General features: G+C 60.2%; 12 protein-coding genes. 5 read left to right on the forward strand and 7 right to left on the reverse strand.

The window, feature by feature from the left end:
* The first annotated feature begins 4 nt into the window (after positions 1 to 4).
* Positions 5 to 1,576: a DUF2142 domain-containing protein gene (locus tag F8G81_RS15745; protein WP_267279251.1), complete on the forward strand. Its 1,572-nt coding sequence runs from the start codon at positions 5 to 7 to the stop codon at positions 1,574 to 1,576.
* On the opposite strand, the gene F8G81_RS15750 is transcribed toward F8G81_RS15745, so the two are convergent.
* Together F8G81_RS15750 and F8G81_RS15755 are read right to left on the reverse strand one after the other, a co-directional pair.
* Positions 1,561 to 3,510, reverse strand: coding sequence for a DUF7657 domain-containing protein (locus F8G81_RS15750; protein ID WP_267275625.1), 1,950 nt, complete (start codon positions 3,508 to 3,510; stop codon positions 1,561 to 1,563). The genes F8G81_RS15745 and F8G81_RS15750 overlap by 16 nt on opposite strands.
* Positions 3,511 to 3,569: 59 nt before the next feature.
* Positions 3,570 to 5,876 carry a hypothetical protein gene (locus F8G81_RS15755; protein WP_267275626.1) on the reverse strand — a complete coding sequence of 769 codons (2,307 nt, stop codon included), beginning with the start codon at positions 5,874 to 5,876 and terminating at the stop codon, positions 3,570 to 3,572.
* A 176-nt stretch (positions 5,877 to 6,052) separates the two neighbouring features.
* Here F8G81_RS15755 and F8G81_RS15760 point away from each other — a divergent pair, with 176 nt between their 5' ends.
* The 4 genes from F8G81_RS15760 (at position 6,053) to F8G81_RS15775 (ending at position 9,535) form a co-directional block, all read left to right on the forward strand.
* A complete protein-coding gene (locus F8G81_RS15760; RefSeq protein WP_267275627.1) occupies positions 6,053 to 7,108 on the forward strand; it encodes a glycosyltransferase in 1,056 nt (351 codons plus the stop codon).
* Positions 7,098 to 8,054 (forward strand): NAD-dependent epimerase/dehydratase family protein, encoded by a 957-nt coding sequence (locus tag F8G81_RS15765; protein ID WP_267275628.1) that lies wholly within the window; start codon positions 7,098 to 7,100, stop codon positions 8,052 to 8,054. Before F8G81_RS15760 ends, F8G81_RS15765 begins: the two co-directional genes overlap by 11 nt.
* A gap of 117 nt (positions 8,055 to 8,171) precedes the next feature.
* On the forward strand, positions 8,172 to 8,678 hold the full coding sequence (locus tag F8G81_RS15770) for a GtrA family protein (RefSeq protein ID WP_267275629.1): 507 nt from the start codon (positions 8,172 to 8,174) through the stop codon (positions 8,676 to 8,678).
* Positions 8,675 to 9,535, forward strand: a complete 861-nt coding sequence (locus F8G81_RS15775) for a glycosyltransferase family 2 protein (RefSeq protein WP_267275630.1) — start codon at positions 8,675 to 8,677, stop codon at positions 9,533 to 9,535. The genes F8G81_RS15770 and F8G81_RS15775 overlap by 4 nt, the downstream gene beginning before the upstream one ends.
* A gap of 111 nt (positions 9,536 to 9,646) precedes the next feature.
* On the opposite strand, the gene F8G81_RS15780 is transcribed toward F8G81_RS15775, so the two are convergent.
* From F8G81_RS15780 to glf, 5 genes are read right to left on the reverse strand one after another with little or no spacing between them, the layout of a single operon-like run.
* Positions 9,647 to 11,884 carry a hypothetical protein gene (locus F8G81_RS15780; protein WP_267275631.1) on the reverse strand — a complete coding sequence of 746 codons (2,238 nt, stop codon included), beginning with the start codon at positions 11,882 to 11,884 and terminating at the stop codon, positions 9,647 to 9,649.
* Positions 11,881 to 12,651: an ABC transporter ATP-binding protein gene (locus F8G81_RS15785; RefSeq protein ID WP_267275632.1), complete on the reverse strand. Its 771-nt coding sequence runs from the start codon at positions 12,649 to 12,651 to the stop codon at positions 11,881 to 11,883. The genes F8G81_RS15780 and F8G81_RS15785 overlap by 4 nt, the downstream gene beginning before the upstream one ends.
* Position 12,652: 1 nt before the next feature.
* The gene (locus F8G81_RS15790; RefSeq protein ID WP_267275633.1) at positions 12,653 to 13,522 is read right to left on the reverse strand and encodes an ABC transporter permease; all 870 of its coding nucleotides are present in this window, start codon (positions 13,520 to 13,522) and stop codon (positions 12,653 to 12,655) included.
* Positions 13,523 to 15,514 (reverse strand): glycosyltransferase, encoded by a 1,992-nt coding sequence (locus F8G81_RS15795; protein WP_267275634.1) that lies wholly within the window; start codon positions 15,512 to 15,514, stop codon positions 13,523 to 13,525.
* Positions 15,511 to 16,698, reverse strand: coding sequence for a UDP-galactopyranose mutase (gene glf / locus F8G81_RS15800; RefSeq protein ID WP_267279252.1), 1,188 nt, complete (start codon positions 16,696 to 16,698; stop codon positions 15,511 to 15,513). The genes F8G81_RS15795 and glf overlap by 4 nt, the downstream gene beginning before the upstream one ends.
* Positions 16,699 to 16,855: the final 157 nt, after the last annotated feature.

Genomic DNA, 16,855 nt, shown 5'->3' on the forward strand with positions numbered 1-16,855 from the left:
CCCAATGCGGCTCGGCAACCGGCCGAATGCGTTCCTTGTAGATCGAACCGGCGTCGAAGAGCTTGCCGACGGCCGGGCGCAAAAATCCGGACGAGGAACGTTCTGGTGGGTTTTCCTGCTGCTGATGGGACTCTCCACGGCATGGACTGTGGCCACGCCGCTGATGGGAGTTCCCGATGAACCTGCGCACGTCATCAAGGCAGCCTCCGTCGTCAGAGGCGAGCTGACTGGACGGGAAATGGCTGGCGGAGGCGGCTTCCACCTCGTGAAAGTCCCAGCGGGAATCGCCTACTACGACAGCTTTGGCTGTTTTGCGCAGCAGAAGGAAATCACGCCTTCATGTGTCCCACCGTTTGATGGTGACATCAATGCTCTGGTCGATGCCCGCACGTCTGCGGGAAACTACAATCCCATCTATTACACCGTGGTGGGGCTTCCCTCGCTGGTGAACAGTGGCGCCGGCGCAGTGTATGGAATGCGGCTTATCAATGCCGTCTTGAGTTGCCTGTTCCTCTCCATTGCCTTTTCGGCACTCTCGAAAATGCGCCACCGCAAGTGGGCCATGGTCGCCGCTGCTGTCTCTGTTACGCCGATGGTCCTCTTCCTCAACGGGGCCGTAAACCCAAATTCACTTGAATACGCCACGTCAGCCGCCCTGCTGGCAAATCTGGTTCTCCTCCTGGAGCGTTCCGCGGAACCGGACGTCTATCGGCGTTATGTTCCCCCTATAACGGCGGCTGCCTGTCTGTTGGCCAACACGAAAGGCTTGTCCCTTCTCTGGCTGGCACTCATGGTCATAACGGCCTGCATTCTGGGAACCTGGCCGCAAATTAGGGAGTTATGCCGCAACGCTTGGGTATGGGCCGGGACCGCAGCGATCAGTCTTGCATGCGCCTTCGCGCTCTACTGGCTTGTCCGTCACGACAGCCTGGAAAGTAACCCCTTCGAAGCCGCAGGTTACTCCCCCTGGGCCGGCGCCGAGATAATGATGGACCGGACCTTTGACTACGCCACTGGCTATGTCGGCCAGTTCGGATGGCTGGAAGTACCTGCACCGCTGGGCGCTTTTGTACTCTGGCTGGGGCTTGCCGGAGCCCTGGTCATGGGTGCCGTCGTATTATCCAGGGGCCGCACGCGTACCGCCACAATCTTCCTGCTCTCAGCACTTCTCCTGCTGCCGCCGCTCCTTCAGGCACAGGCCGTTGAGACGATTGGGATCGTTTGGCAGGGCCGCTACGTCCTCGCATTGTTCCTCCCGCTGCTGTTGGTTTGTGGAATAGCGTTGGACCGCACCAATCCCGGGCCTTTTTCCCAGCAGACAGCATCGATCCTGTACGCCGCAGCCGCGCTCGTTGCACTCTTCCAGTTATGGACGTTCCTCCAGACGCTACGACGCTATGTCACCGGATGGGCAGTGGACCGGCGTTGGAGTGAGATGATTACCAACCCGTCGTGGCAGCCGCCGGGCGGGACGCTGTTGTGCGTTGCACTCTTCACCCTCATGCTGGTCCTTGCCCTGTGGCTGGTCCGGCGCGCCATCAACGCCGAACGCCGTCAGCCTCAGCTGACCGCGTAAACGTAGGCAGGTTTGCCCTGCCACTGCAGCTCTGAATCCAGGGTGAGGCACGCGGCCGCCAGCGGCTGTGACGAGACGATCCTGTCGAGGTTCGGCCAGGAACCCTTCAGGACACAGGGATCAATAACCACCCCGACGGCGTCGAAATCGTTGGTCTGGAAGGTGGTTGGCTGCCCAGGAGTCCAGGCAAAAAAGATGTAGCCGCCACCGCGGTTCCACTTGTCTGAGAATGCGGAGTCTGGATCCAGCTTCTGCCATGCCTCCGCATCAGGACCGGAGCGCTGGAGTCCGGACAGCGATGGCATGCCATTAGCCAGGAGTAGCGTGCTCATGGAAGGGTTGTCAGCTGCCCACAGCTTTCCCCCTGACTTCGCCGCCGGGACCTGCGCGGCAATGGTCTTGGCCGTCTGCGATGCACGCAGATCTCCCGTACCCGCCAGGAAAGGATTTGCGCGGGCAACGGGCAGCACAGCGAAGAGGGCGCAGAAAATCAGGGGCCAGGAGCGCTGGGGATACTTTGTGATGACGGCAACTGTCATGCCCACCACGCCTGAGGCCAGAAGAATGAGCCCTGTGGATATATCCGGCAAATCCGTGGCTTTCAGGAGCGAGGCCGCATAGCCCGTCGAAAGGGCGCACGCAGCACCGGCCAGCAGAGGGACCCTCCAGGAGGCAGGCGGGGACCACCTGCTGATCAGCAGGCAAAGGAGTATGACGGCCAGCACGCCGACCACTTGGGCAGCCCGGGGAGGAGTCACCATATTCAGGAGGGGAACCATCCGCCCGGTAGCGCCCAGATCCAGGCTGATCCATAGGATCCACAGCGCCGACCACGCTCCAAAGGTCCATTCAGCCACATTGTCGCGGAATGTCGGCCGCCACCGTGCTGCAAGCAGCAGGACCAGAGCCCATACAAAGAAGACAGTAAACGACGACGAGAGCTCGCTGGCGTTAACACCGACAGGCTCGCTGAACTGCAGCGGCCCGAGCGCCGGCGCGCCGAAGATACGACCGAAAGGTTGGGGGTCTGCCCCCACCCGCCTTGAACCGGGATAAACAGTACCCAAGAGGGCTTGGAGGCCCTCGCGGTTTTCCAGCAGCATGCCGGCCCCGAAAACCAACGCCGTTCCTCCCGTCACGAGGACGGATTTCAGGCGAGGTCCCCAGTCACTGCGTTGAAGCAAAATCCACAGAGTGGAGGCGCCCAGAACCGGCAGCCCGAGCATCAGGGACCAGGGTGCATAGAACGAGGGAAGACCGGCGATCAGGATTCCGCCGACTAGAGCCATGATGACCGGAATGAGGCGTTGCCCGCGGCTGAACCTTTGGAAGGCGGCGATCATCAGCACGCTGCCACCGACCGTATAGGCGATGAGTGCAACGGGCATCAAAGACCACCACGCGCTGGACGGGGACAAGACAATCAGGATTGCTGCCAACCAGCCATACCGGCGAGAGCGTCCAAGCTGATGGAACCAGGTAGGCAGCGCCAACAGAAGGATCAGGGAAGGCAGCCACCAGTGCGCCGCGAACAGCATATTTTCCGGCAGGATCACCGAGGCACGGAGCATGGTGGAATCGAAGAATACGAATTGCTCAAAAAAGCCGTCGGTCGGGAACCTGTGGATCACGTCGGCTCGAGCGGCCAGCGGGCTCAGGCTCGGTGCGCCATGGGTAGCGAGGATGGAGATCACAATCGCTGAATAGGCATGGATCTCATCCGACCGGATGGGCCTCGAATTACCGAATTGCCAGCCCAGCGGGTTCGCCGGGTCCTGTCGGAGGTCCGCAATGCCAATAGACGATGTGGTAATACCGAGCAGGACAAGGACGGCGAAGACCACAACAGTGATTGCGCGTGCGGCCCGGTCGTTAACACAGACCCATTGCCAGAAACGGCGAGTGGCCCCCACTATGGGCGCGGGAAGTTTCACATTCGACGTACTTCCTCCAGAGGCCACAGAAGCCTCCACTGCACCCTCCGTGCGGACTTTCACTTTATGCCGTCGTAGACGGGGGCACGCTTCTCGGTTTCGTCCTGGGTAGTCACAGGCACCACCGGCCCGTCTGACCGACGCCTCCGTACCATCACCAGGCTCCAGATAAGCATCCCTGTCACCGCTGCGCCCCAAAGCGGGATGCCGACCCGCCAGCCCGGAGGTTCGAAGCTGATGGTGATCAGCTTTCCCTGCGAATCCGAAGGAATCGATAAACCAAGGAGGTACCCGCCGATCGGGCGCTGCGTCATGCTGGCGCCCTCCACGCTGTATCCCGGCCAGGGAAGCCTGCTCAGAGCGGCACGGCCGCCATCTGCCGGAACCTCCTCGACCTTCAGCACCACCTTGGTGTCGTCCCTGGAGACTTCACTAAGGCGGGTTCCCGAGTCGGTCCATGTCACGCCTCCAGCCGGACCCAGTGGCACATCGCGGCTCCACAATACTGTCTCTTCAGTCTCGGCTGCCACGTGCCAGCCTTCCGGAACCGGCGGAATCTCCACTTCCTCGTCGCGGGACACGTAATTGTTCGAAGCCATGGGCACCTGCGGCTTGTTGAAGGACTCCTTCAGGATCTGAATGTTATCGATCTGGAGTTCGTCAACCAGCAACAATCCGGTCTGGGCGCGGCGATCAAAGAGCTTGTCTGCGAGTTCCGGGCAGGTTCCTCCGAGGTATCGGAGGCAAAGAAGCTGGTTGAGCCTGGAGAATCCCACCAACTGGTAGCGGTTCACCACGCTGGCGTCGCTCAGGTACCAGGCGTTCGCCATAAGCGTCTGCTCCCAGGTCTTCTTCTCTTGCGGGTAGTCCAAAGGGTCACCAACAACGATCACGTCGTTCTTCACGCCTTGAAGGACGCCCTTATAAGTAGAGACATCTTCGGGCTGGTTTGCGATCGACAGGCCGCTTCGAGCCGACGTCCGGTGCTGGAGAAGGGTGGTTGCCGTCGTCGCAAGCAGCACACCGATGGCGAGCAGCGACAGGGCCCTCAGTCCAAACCTGTTCCAGCGATGGCCTTTCACCTCCGGATGGTTCAGGAGCCACCACATGGCCACCAGCGCTGCCGCGACAAGAGCGGCACAAACCGTAATGGTGAGGAAGCGGGCAGGAACCTGGGCCCATGCAAGATAAGCCGCAACTCCAACCAGGCCCAGCGCTACGTAGAGGGAAGGACGGCTAATCGACGGGCGCCTCGCCCGGGCCAGGGCGATAACGACAAACAGAACTGCCGCCATCGCAACATAGGGCATAAAGCGGGCCGGATACCGCAACGGACCGATCGTCGTCGGAAGCAGGACAAAGGCAGCAGACGCGGCCAGGAAGAAAAACAGGTCCCGCAGCTCAGCTGACAATTTCGTGAAGACACTCCAGCTGACAAAGGCAATGGCAGGCAGGAACCACGCGATGTAGGCAGCTGGACTCGTAGACGCCGTTCCCGACCACCACCAGGACAAAAGCTGCGGATAGGCGGTGGCGATCGGAGCCATCAGCAAACTCGTGAAATCGATGCTCATGTAGTCGTCGTTCCAGACGCCGGTGGTTCCGCGCGTAGTGACGGCCGCCGTCAGCACACCTGGAAGGAAGACGACGACGGCGACGAGCCCGATGGAAAGGCCTGTGATCGCAATCCGGGCCGCAGGCCGCCAGGCCCGGCGGATCAGGGTCTCAATACCAACTGCCAGGAGGATGAAACCGATGGCCACGGTTCCTGCCACGTACCCCACGGTGACGATCAGATACCCCGTGATAAAGGCCCAGAAGGGGTTTCGTTTGCCGGCCATGAGTTTGCGCAGTTCGGCCCAGAAGAACGGGAATATTGCCCAGACAAGCGCCCCCGTGACCCAGGAAGGTGCATCGAAGTACATCGTAAAGCCGTTCAGCGGAACGGCGATCCCTGCAACGAACGCCCATTCCGGCGACACCGCATAGCTGCGGGCAAGGACGAAGGTGCCCACGCCGGCAACAACCAGCATGGCGACCTTCAAAACTGTGGTGAGGATTACGGCATTGGGGCTCACGTATGCGAGAACACCAAACAGCATGACCAAGGGGTTCCAGGTACCCCATTGACCCTCTGCAATATAGTTGCCGCTGGACCACACTGAAGGATTGAGAACAGGAACCTTCCCTTGGAACAGACTCTCTCCAAGGTGGTACCACACTCCGTATGCACCGTTCTCGGTATCATCCTGGAAGTAGTATCGGCCGTAGAAGATCAGCGGGATCAGGCTCAGCACCAAAACCGATCCGGCGGTCAGCAGTAGCCAGTTCCTGTTGAGTGACGAGGACGATGGGACAGGCTGCAATTCACGTTCCGTTCAGTTGGCATTCCTCCAGCGCAGGACAGTGCGCGAGGGACAGATTCATACTACCTGAGCCACTTTCTGGCGACCTTAAGCTGCACCAGTGGGTGACCGCTCCCGTCCGCACCACACGGTTGCTGGGCCAACAATACTGGCCGGAGCCGGTAGAATCTTCTGACATGACACTGGCTCAACCCGAGACAAACTCGACGCCCCACCGCATTTCTGTCGTCATACCCGTCTACCAGGGTGAGAAGACGCTTGTTGGCGTGGTCAACGAGCTCCTCCCTTATCGGCAAACGTCCATGAGCGCGGGTGGCCACAATTTTGTCGTCTCGGAAGTGCTCCTGGTCTTCGATCATGGCCCGGATGACTCCGCCGCGGTGATCCGGTCGTTGACGCAATCCATCGATATCGTCCGGGGTGTCTGGTTGAGCCGGAACTTCGGACAGCACGCCGCCACGCTCGCTGGGATGGCCTCGGCGGGTGGCGACTGGATTGTCACCATGGACGAAGACGGGCAACATGACCCCGCGGCCATCGGAGATATGTTGGACACGGCAATGGCGCAGAATGCGTCCGTAACCTATGCAATGCCCAGCAACCCGGCACCGCACGGCTTCCTGCGGAATATGGCGTCCAAGGGCGCAAAACGTGCCGTGAGATTTGTCCTGTCAAGCGACGACGCCACCAGCTACCAGAGCTTCAGGCTGGTGACGGGCGAAGTAGCCCGTTCAGTAGCCGCCTACGCTGGCCATGGCGTGTACCTCGACGTCGCAATGGGCTGGATCGCTGACAGAACCGCCACCTGCCCCGTTGTGCTCCGCGAAGAAGGTGACCGCCGGTCCGGGTACGGCCTCCGTTCACTGCTCTCACATTTCTGGCGGATGGTGATCTCCAGCGGCACCCGGGCCCTTCGAATGGTCAGTCTTATCGGCGCTGTTTTTGCTTTAGCCGGAATCGGGTTGGCCATCTACTTCGTTATTGCATACTTGACTGGTCATGGAGCCGGGCAACAAGGCTGGACCTCGACGATGGTGGTACTTCTCGTCAGTACGGGTGCCATACTTTTCGCCCTGGGGGTGATAGCGGAGTATGTGGGCGTCAACGTCAACATGGCTATGGGGAAGCCTGCCTATCTCATTGTGAGCGACCCCGCACTGGGGCCCTTGGGTAAGAGTCCACATAAGGCGCCTGTCCAGTCGCCTGCCGGCCCGGTGGCTGATGCAGGCTAGGCCTACCTGGGTCATCGGCGCCGGTGGCCTCCTCGGGCGAGCGGTCGTGAGAGAACTCGAATCCCGCCAGATCCCTGTTTTGACGAGCAAGATTCAATGGAGCGATCCGGAAGTCGCGATCAAGGAATTCAGGCGCAGTGCTGAGCGGCTGCGTGACGCGGCCGGTTCAGGTCCGTGGACCATTGCCTGGTGTGCGGGCGCCGGCGTTACCGGGACATCGCAGGATGCTCTGGACGATGAACTCTCCCTGCTCACCCAGGCGCTGGAAGCCTTCGAAGAGATACTGTGCAACGACGACGGGCAGATGGGAGCACTCTTCCTCGCGTCTTCAGCCGGCGGCGTATATGCCGGCTCCAGCACGCCTCCGTTTACCGAGGAAAGTCCGGTGCAGCCCTTGGCACCGTATGGTTTTGCCAAGCTCCGGGCTGAGGCAGCTGTTACCGAGTTCGCCAGCAGGACAGGGGTTCGAAGCCTCATTGGCAGGGTGAGCAACCTGTATGGACCGGGGCAAAACCTCCAAAAACCCCAAGGCCTCATTTCCGTGTTCGCCAAGGCGCACCTCACGGGCGCGCCTGTTTCCGTCTACGTCTCCCTGGATACCTTGCGGGATTACCTGTTCGTGGATGACGCCAGCCGGCTTGTCACCGATGCACTCGGTCGGCTCGTCCAGCCGGATGTCCGGCCAGGCCAGACTGTAGTGAAGATCCTCGCCTCCCAAAGGGCGGACACCATTGGCAACCTTATTGGGGCTTGCCGAGCCATCTTCAAGCGCCGGCCGTTGATCATCCTCGGCGCCTCCCCGTTCGCGAAGGCCCAGGCGCACGATCTCCGGCTGCGCTCGGTGGTGTGGCCTGAGCTTGACGAGCACCCCGTGACTCCCCTGGCTGTCGGCATCAACAACACTGTGCAGGAAGTCCAAAGGCTGGCCTTGTCGGGTCAGCTCTGAGCCAGTTGAACCCGGCCAGATTGGCCCGCCAGTTGCCCCTCGTTGTTATCCGCCTGCCCCTCTTCGGTAGTCTAGGGTGTGTGTTTGCCGGTTAACGGCCCTAAGTTCGGAGAATATGTGGCTTCCACCCAACAACCCGATTCCCCAGCGGAAGCTGTTAAGGGTATCCATAACGGTCCGCCCGGCCCGCTCCTGAGAATCATCAAGGACCAACGCGTCGCGTTCCTGTTGGTGGGCGGCATCAACACTGCATTCAGCACTGCACTGTTTGTAGCGATCGCATGGATCTACCCGGACCTTCCGTCGCCGATTGTCCTGAGCATCGCGTTCGTCATTTCGCTCGTGGCGGTGTTCTTCGTCTACAGGAAGCTTGTCTTCCGCGTGAAGGGCCACTTCTGGCTGGATCTCGGCCGCTTCACCTTAGTCAACCTGACGATGTTCTTCGTCAACATGGTGCTGCTCTTTGCAGCACATGAAGTTCTTGGCTATCCGAAAATACCAGCACAGATCACGATCACCTGCGTGACGGTTGTCATCAATTACTTCGGCCACAAATATTTCTCCTTCCGCCGGCGGCCTGAAGCCGCATCGCCCACCACTGCCACCGAGGAAAGTGCCCCATGAGTCCAAAAGTCTCTATCGTCATTCCTGCCTACAACAACGTCCAGTACATCGAAGAGACTCTGCAGTCCGTACTCAACCAGACCTTCGACGACTACGAGGTAGTGATCGCTGACCACTCCTCGATCGATGGCACGGCTGAAGTCATCGCCAGGTATGCAGATCATCCCAAGGTCCGGTTTTTGAGCCCGACACCAACAGGCGGCGGGGCTCAGGCCAACTGGAACCGCGTCAGCCAGGAGGCTAAGGGCGAATACCTTAAGCTTGTTTGCGGCGACGACCTGATCGTCCCCGAGGCGCTCGAACTGCAGGTAAAGGCCCTGGAAGACAACCCGGGTGTTGTTATCGTCTCCTCCCGCCGGGACCTGGTGGACGCCAACGGCGGGATCTTCCTCAAGGGCCGGGGACTGCAAGGCGTTCAGGGCCGCGTCAGCGGTCGCGAGGCCATCCGGGCTACGGTCCGGGCAGGTTCGAACATCTTTGGCGAGCCGGCCTGTTCGCTCTTCAAGCGGGAGCTTCTGGAGGCGGAAGGCTGGTGGGATAACACCCATCCGTACCTCATCGACGAAGCCACCCTCGTGCGCATCTGCCGCCACGGCGACTTTGTAGCCCTTCGGGAAACCCTGGCGTCCTTCCGGATCAGCGCCAGCCAATGGAGCGTCCGCCTTGCCCGTCAGCAGTCTGACCAGGCCATTGCGTTCCATAACCAGCTTCGGAAAGACGATCCATCGCTGCTGAGCCGGGTGGACTTGCTGGTGGGAAATGCCAAGGCAATTGCCATGTCGTATGCCCGGCGCCTCGCTTACCTGCGGCTGAACAGGCGTATGGGTCATCAGCACGCAGTGCAAAGTACGGTTTGAGAAGACAGCCAGGCGTGCTGGCATCGGTGGGCCCGGCCGCGGTTTTTTAGCGAGGTCCGGGTTTTCAGCCAAGTCCGGGTTTCCGGCCGAGTCCGGGCTAGGGAACAGCCTTCACTGTTTAACGCTCAAACCAACGTCCTGACTCACCTCAGTTGAGCCGGCCGTTCCTCCGCCGCCGACGGGCTCGCTGCTCCGCCTTCGGCGGCGGCTCAGGATAAGCTCCGCGACGGTCCACGCCCCGGCCACGCCGACGGACAGGACAATACTGGCCACAACCACAGGCCAGCCCGGCGGTTCGAAGCTGATGGTGAGGGTTTTCCCAACAGAGCCCGCGGGAATGTCGACGGCGAGAAGGTACCCGCGCAGGGGTGCTGAGACAGTTGCCCCATCGGCTTTGTATCCTGGCCACGCCAGGCGGCTGAGTACGGCCTTGCCCGGAGAATCTTCCATCCGGTCCACGCGGATCCGAACGTCGCGGCTGGTTTCCGACACCAATGAAATGGCGGTCCCCTCGGAAGTCCAGACTGGCTGGCCGGTATTCAGCAGCGGTTTGTCCCGGACCCATACCACCGAGTCCGTGCTCCTGTCGGCCTCATGCCAGCCGTTTGGAGGTGCGCCGCCAAAGCGATCTCCGGAAGGGGCCTCCGGATCCCGAAGTAACTGGATGGTGTCGATGGACAGCAGATCCGCCAGGACCTTACCCGTGGCAGTGTCCGTCTCAAAGAGCTTCCCGGCGGCTGCTGGGCAGGTCCAGCCATGGCTTGAGATGCACAGATCCTCAGCGTATTTGGCGAACATGATCGGCGTATAGAGGTTCTGGACTTCGGCGGAATTCAAATACCACGCGTTAGAGGCCAATGTCTCCTCCCAGATCCGTGGTCCCAATTTAGTGGGATCGCCCACGATGAAGGTGCCACCTTGTGCTTCTGGGAGCTGAGAGGAGTAGCTTCCCGGGGTATCCGGCATCCGGTAGTCAGGCAGCGGCGACGATTTGAAGGCCACATGCTGTCCCCCGGCAATGGCCATGCTCAGTAGTACCACTCCCCCGGCCAAGACCACTGGCTCTTTGAGGCGGGGCCACCGCTGTGGAGAGTAGAGGAAAAAGAGGAGCCCGGCGATACCCGCAACGGCCAGCAGCCCGAAGACCGCCGCCATGCGGAAGGACGGGAACTGGCTCCAGCCGAGGTAAAGTCCGGCGAGCACCGTCGCCGCAGTGACGATCACGCGTCCACGGCTGAGCACGGGCACCCTGAAGCGTGAGACCAGCACCGACAGCGTCAGCAGGACAGCCAGGGAAACATAGGGCATGATCCTGATCGGAAAACGAAGAGGTCCCAGATCGCTGGGGGCCAACGTCAGAGCCAGCGACATTAAACCGACAAACCATAGTCCTGAAAGTTCCCTGCCTGCCTGCTTCACCCTGTGGTAGTCCACTATCGAGAGGACTGGGAGAAACCACGCCACGTACAGCAGGGGTACCGTCGCAAACCCGCCCCACCATCCAGTGACTTGGGGCAGGGTGCCGGGGACCCAGGAAGTAAACAGTCCACTGAGGTCAGGGGTCAGGAACCCACTGTTCGCGATCCCCCCAGTGCGGGCTGTCACCGGCGCGGTGAGGACGCCCGGGAGGTACACCGCCAACGCGATGAATCCACAGACCAGGCCGGCGAGGAGTAAGCGGGAGGAAGCCCGGCGCCTTCCTCGCAGTGATGCCTCCACCAGCAGTCCCACAAAGACGATGGCGAGCATGAGGGTACCGTGAACGTAGCCAATGGTTATCAGCACGTAGGCCGATGCCAGTGCAAGGAGGGGATTGCCCTCTTTGAAGGCCATCCGGCGCAGTCCGTACCAGGTAATGGGCAAAAGGCTGAAAACCATAAGCCCGGTGACCCAGGAGGCCGCGTCGATGTACACGGTGAATCCGGTCAGCGTCACCGCAACCCCAGCGATGGCTGCCCACTCCGGCCGGGCCTTGTAGCTCCTCGCCAACAGGAAGGTGCCGGCAGCAAGGATGCAGAGAAAGGCAATCTTGAGAACTGTCGAAAAAACAACAATATTGGCCGAGCGGCTTGCCAGCCAACCGATCAGGAGAATAAGGGGATTCCAGATCCCCCACTGGCCTTCAGCAGCGTAGTTCCCTGCCCCCCAGGCACTGTCACTGAAGACTGGCCACTCCCCTGCGCTGAGTTTGGTGCCAATTTCGAACCAGATGCCGAAGGCCCCGGCCTGCGTATCGTCGTAGTAGTAAAACCTGTTGTTGGTGATGAGCGGAACCAGGGAACCAATGAAGGCTGCAACCACTGTCCCAATCAGCCACGTGACATCGCTGCGGGGACGCAAAGCACTCACAAACTGTCCTCGGATTCCGTTTGCGCGGAACGCCGCCTCAGTTCTGCCACAACGGAATGCACCTCGCCATCCATGACCACGTTGCCGTGTTCCAGAAGCACGCCGCGCTCACAGACTGTGGCGACCAAATCCAGGTCATGGCTCACAACAAACAGGGTCTTGCCCAGTTCTGAGAGCTCCTTGATCTTGGCAATGCACTTGCGCTGGAAAGGTTCGTCTCCCACCGCAAGGATTTCATCGATCAGGAACACTTCCGGGTCCGTGTGCACGGCGATGGAGAACGCGAGCCGGAGGTACATGCCCGACGAATAGAACTTCACTTCCGTGTCGATGAACTCTCCAATTTCGGAAAATTCGACAATGGAGTCAAACATCTCGTCGATCTGTTTCTCAGTCATCCCCAGGATGGCTCCATTGAGGTACACGTTGTCCCGGCCACTGAGGTCGTGATGGAACCCTGCGCCCACTTCGATGAGGCCGGCTACACGGCCGCGCGTGCGGACCGTTCCGCCGTCGGGCTGCAAAACTCCGGAAATCAGCTTCAGCAGCGTCGATTTCCCCGAACCGTTGAGGCCCATAAGCGCAACTGTCTCGCCCTGCCTCACTTCGAGGGAGACGTGGTTGAGGGCAAGGAACTTCTTCGACAAATCACCTTTGCGGCCCTTGACCAGCCAGACCAGGGCTTCCTTGAGGGAGCGGGTGTGTCGCAGCACGAACTGCTTCCGCAGGTCGATGCAGCTGATGGCTACATGGCCATGCTTCGTCATGTCAGAGCTCCTGGGCGAAGTGAACGGCGAGGCGCCGGAACGTGAACTGGCCGAGGAACAAAACGAGCAGCGTGATCACCATGGCAACGGGAAGCCACAGCGTGAAAAGATCCGGCGGCATAACGTCGCCCACCAGCTGATCCGCCTTGAGCGTCGGTTCCCAGAAGGCCCAATGGAAGACCTCGACGGCGACCGTCATGGGGTTTAGCTGGTACACCCAGAACCATGGCCCCATGACACGCTCAACCATCGACCACACGTAGAGCACCGGCGAAGCCCACGTGACCACCATAACGATCATGTCGACGATGTTCTCGGAATCGCGAAAGTAGACATTGATGGCACCAAAAATCAGGCCAAGTCCCGTGGCGAGAACCGCGACCATCAGGAATATCAGGCCGACAGCCGCCAGTTGAAGGATCGACGGCGTCCATCCCACCACAAGGCACGCGCCAATCAGAACCAGAAGCTGCGGGAGAAAATGCGCCGCCGAAACCCATACCGTAGACACAGGAAAGAGCTCCCGCGGCAGGTAGATCTTCCTGATGAGATCGCGGTTGTCAACGATGGAGCGGGTGGCATTGGACAGCGACTCCGTAAAGAAGTTGACCAAAACAATTCCCGCAAAGAGGTAAATCGCATAATTGGGCGTGCCGCGTTGGAGGTTCAGGAAAATGCCCAGCGCCACAAAGTAAATGAGGAACTGGACCAGGGGCTTGACGTAAGACCACATCAGGCCCAGCACCGAACCCCTGTAGCGTACCTTGATTTCCTTGCGCACCAGCAGCTTCAGGAGGAACCGGTCGCCGTAGACATCCAGCAGGCCCCGTCCGCTTCCGGGCCTGACCAGCTGGTCGGACTGACCCGCCATCTAGTTCCCGTCCTTGCTGTTCGCCTCGAACGTCTTTTTCCACGCGTCGAACGAGCTGATCTCTGCTACTGCGGACCTGTACTGGTGCGCAAGTTTGTCCCACTCGCGGAATAACTTCGCGTGCAGCACAGTCGCTTCCGCAAGCATCGACTTGAGCTTCTTCGGGTCCCGCTGGTACCAGGATGCGCCTGTGCCCTCGGCATTGGACACCACAACACTGTCATAGTGGGCCACGCGGTACCAACGGTTATCACGGTGCGCGAGGTAGCCCTGGGGCCGCTCGGAGCTCTCCGGCCCCGGAGTCTTGATCAGTTGCCGGGCAACGGTCTTGATCCCCCAAGGGATCAATTCCTTCTTGCTGGGCATCCCGACGACGATACCGCCCATGGGGCCGCGGCCGATCTTCGGCGCAGGGAAGTCGTCCACGTCGTCCTTCAGCTGGGCGTCGGGGTATGAGGACTTGAGCGCGTTGATCTCCGGAAGCTTCGTGCCCAGGACCTGATGGAGGACGTCCGGCCCCTTGAAAAGGTCCTTAAGAGCTTCAATCCGACCGTGTTCGGTGAAGTACTGCATGGACACCAGGTGCTTGACATCTGCCTGGACAGACTCGCGCAAGACACGGCCACCCTTTGGGTACGGGCTGTGAATCAGGGTTGTAATGAGCCTGTTTCTGGCGTGGAAGTAGGCTTGCCAGCCCACCAGATCATCCTTGTCAATCCAGGAAACATGCCAAACCGCCGCACCTGGGAGGGATACAGTCGCGTAGCCCGCTTCCCTCGCACGAAGCCCATACTCGGCGTCGTCCCATTTAATGAAGAGCGGAAGGGAAAGCCCGATTTCCTTGATCACCGCTGTTGGAATGAGGCACATCCACCAGCCGTTGTAGTCCACGTCCACCCGGCGGTGAAGCCAGGGAGTCTGGCGCAGGTTGGAGACACTGAAGTCGTGCCGGGTCTCCATGTCAGCATGCGGCGAGGCTGGAACAATCCGGAACGGGTCAACAACCTCACCGAAGGTGTGCAGGACGCTTCGGTTGTAGAGGTCGAACATATGACCTCCGACGATCGTCGGCTTACGGCAATAGTCTGCAAACGTCAGAAGGCGGATGATGCTCTCGGGTTCAACCACGATGTCGTCATCCAGCAGCAGAACGTAGTCGCTGCCGTTCTCTATGGATTCGTACATTCCGCGCGCAAAGCCACCCGATCCGCCCAGGTTTGCCTGGTTGATGATCCGGAGTTTTCCGTCGAGTGATGCGCTGACGGCAGCAAAGTCGCCCTGGTCCTGAACTTTCTGGGTGCCCTGGTCTACGATCAGGATCTCCTTGACGTTCCGGAGCACCTCCGGATTGTCAGCCAGGATCCTGGCATTGTTGAGGCAAAAGTCGGGTTTGTTCATGGTGGTGATCTGGAGGGTCACCTGGCCGCTCGGGCGCGAAATGCCTTCCGCCTCCCACTGGCCTTCCTCAAGGACCAGATCGCCGGAACTCGCTGCCAAATCGAACCAGTACCAGCCTCCGTCACCAAAGGGCTTAAGCGTCAGCTCGAAAGCGGACGTGGAATCGCCGTCGACATGCCTGCCGTCAACACGCTGTACAGATCCGCGCGCATTGGACTTGTATACCGTGACGGTTCCGGTGCCCCTGGTCCGGACCACCAGCCTGATCTCCCGGACCGAAGTCCAGCGGCGCCAGTAACTCGCCGGAAAGGCGTTGAAATACGTACCGAACGAGATCTGCTCACCCGAACGGACACGCATGGAGTGCCGCGACAGCAGGTCTTCGAAATGCGCCTCCCGGCTCTCCGAACTGGACAGGTGAAGCTTGTCTTCCAGGAGCTTCGGCGTCCGGGCGAATTCGTCGTTCTCACGGAGCCGGACTCCACTCGCTGTTCCGGCGTCCACATACAACGACACTGTGTCCGGCTGGTCCGGCGAGGGGAGGATGATGCGCTGGATTGCTGCCCAGTCGATGGTTCCTTCTTGGGCACTCATGCCTCTACTCCTCCACTTTCAAACTTCGCCCCGTCTGCAAAATGCGGGCGAATCTGGTTTTCGAACATGGTCAGGGCTGAGCCGATGGCCATGTGCATGTCCAGGTACTTGTAGGTGCCCAGGCGCCCGCCGAAGAGAACATCGGACTCGGCAGCAGCCAGGTCGCGGTACTTGAGCAAACGCTCCCGGTCCGCAGCTGTGTTGATTGGGTAATACGGTTCATCGCCATTCTCTGCGGCACGGGAGAACTCGCGCATGATGACGGTCTTCTCCGTTTGGTAATTGCGCTCCGGATGGAAGTGGCGAGGTTCGATGATGCGGGTGTAGGCCACATCGGCGTCGTTGTAGTTGACCACCGAGGTGCCTTGGAAATCGCCGACATCGAGGACTTCCTCCTCGAAATCTATGGTGCGCCAGGAAAGCTTGCCCTCGGCAAAGTCGAAGTAACGATCCACGGGCCCGGTGTAGATCACCGGTATGTTTCCCACTACCTTGTCCTTGCTGTACTCGTGCGACTCGTCAAAAAAGTCGGTATTGAGCCGGACTTCGATGTTCGGGTGGTCTGCCATCTTTTCGATCCAGGCGGTGTATCCGTTCGTGGGCAGGCCCTCGTACTTGTCGTTGAAGTATCGGTTGTCGTAGTTGTAGCGCACCGGGAGCCGGGAGATGATGCCCGCGGGCAGGTCTTTGGGGTCGGTCTGCCATTGCTTGCCCGTGTAGTGCTTGATGAAGGCCTCGTACAGCGGGCGGCCAATCAGCTGGATGCCCTTGTCATTGAGGTTCTGCGGGTCTGTACCCGCAAGCTCCCCGGCCTGCTCCTGAATCAGTGCCTGGGCCTGGCCCGGCGTCAGGTTCGCACGAAAGAACTGATTGATCGTTGCCAGGTTAATGGGCAGCGAATACACCTCGCCCTTGTGGACGCCGTAAACCTTGTGCACATAGTTGGTGAACGTGGTGAATCGGTTGACATACTCCCAAACGCGCTCGTTGGATGTGTGGAAGAGATGCGCCCCATAGCGGTGCACTTCGATTCCTGTCTGCTCCTCATTCTCGCTGTAGGCGTTGCCACCAATGTGGTGGCGGCGGTCGAGGACGACTACCTTCAAGCCGAGCTCAGTGGCGGCCTGTTCTGCTATTGTCAGGCCGAAAAAGCCTGACCCTACAATGACGAGGTCAGCGTTCACGAACTCTCCTGTGTGGTGGATTTCAGGCACAGCCATGCCCGGGTCTAGTGTCAAGGTTACCCCGATGTACTTCGCTCATTGGCTGGGGACTGTCCTTGGCTCCGCTGTGGAGGGCCGGTTACCGCATCAGACGGCCGACCCCCCATATGCAGCCCAG

It is taken from the genome of Arthrobacter sp. CDRTa11, from assembly GCF_026427775.1.
GTDB lineage: Bacteria > Actinomycetota > Actinomycetes > Actinomycetales > Micrococcaceae > Arthrobacter.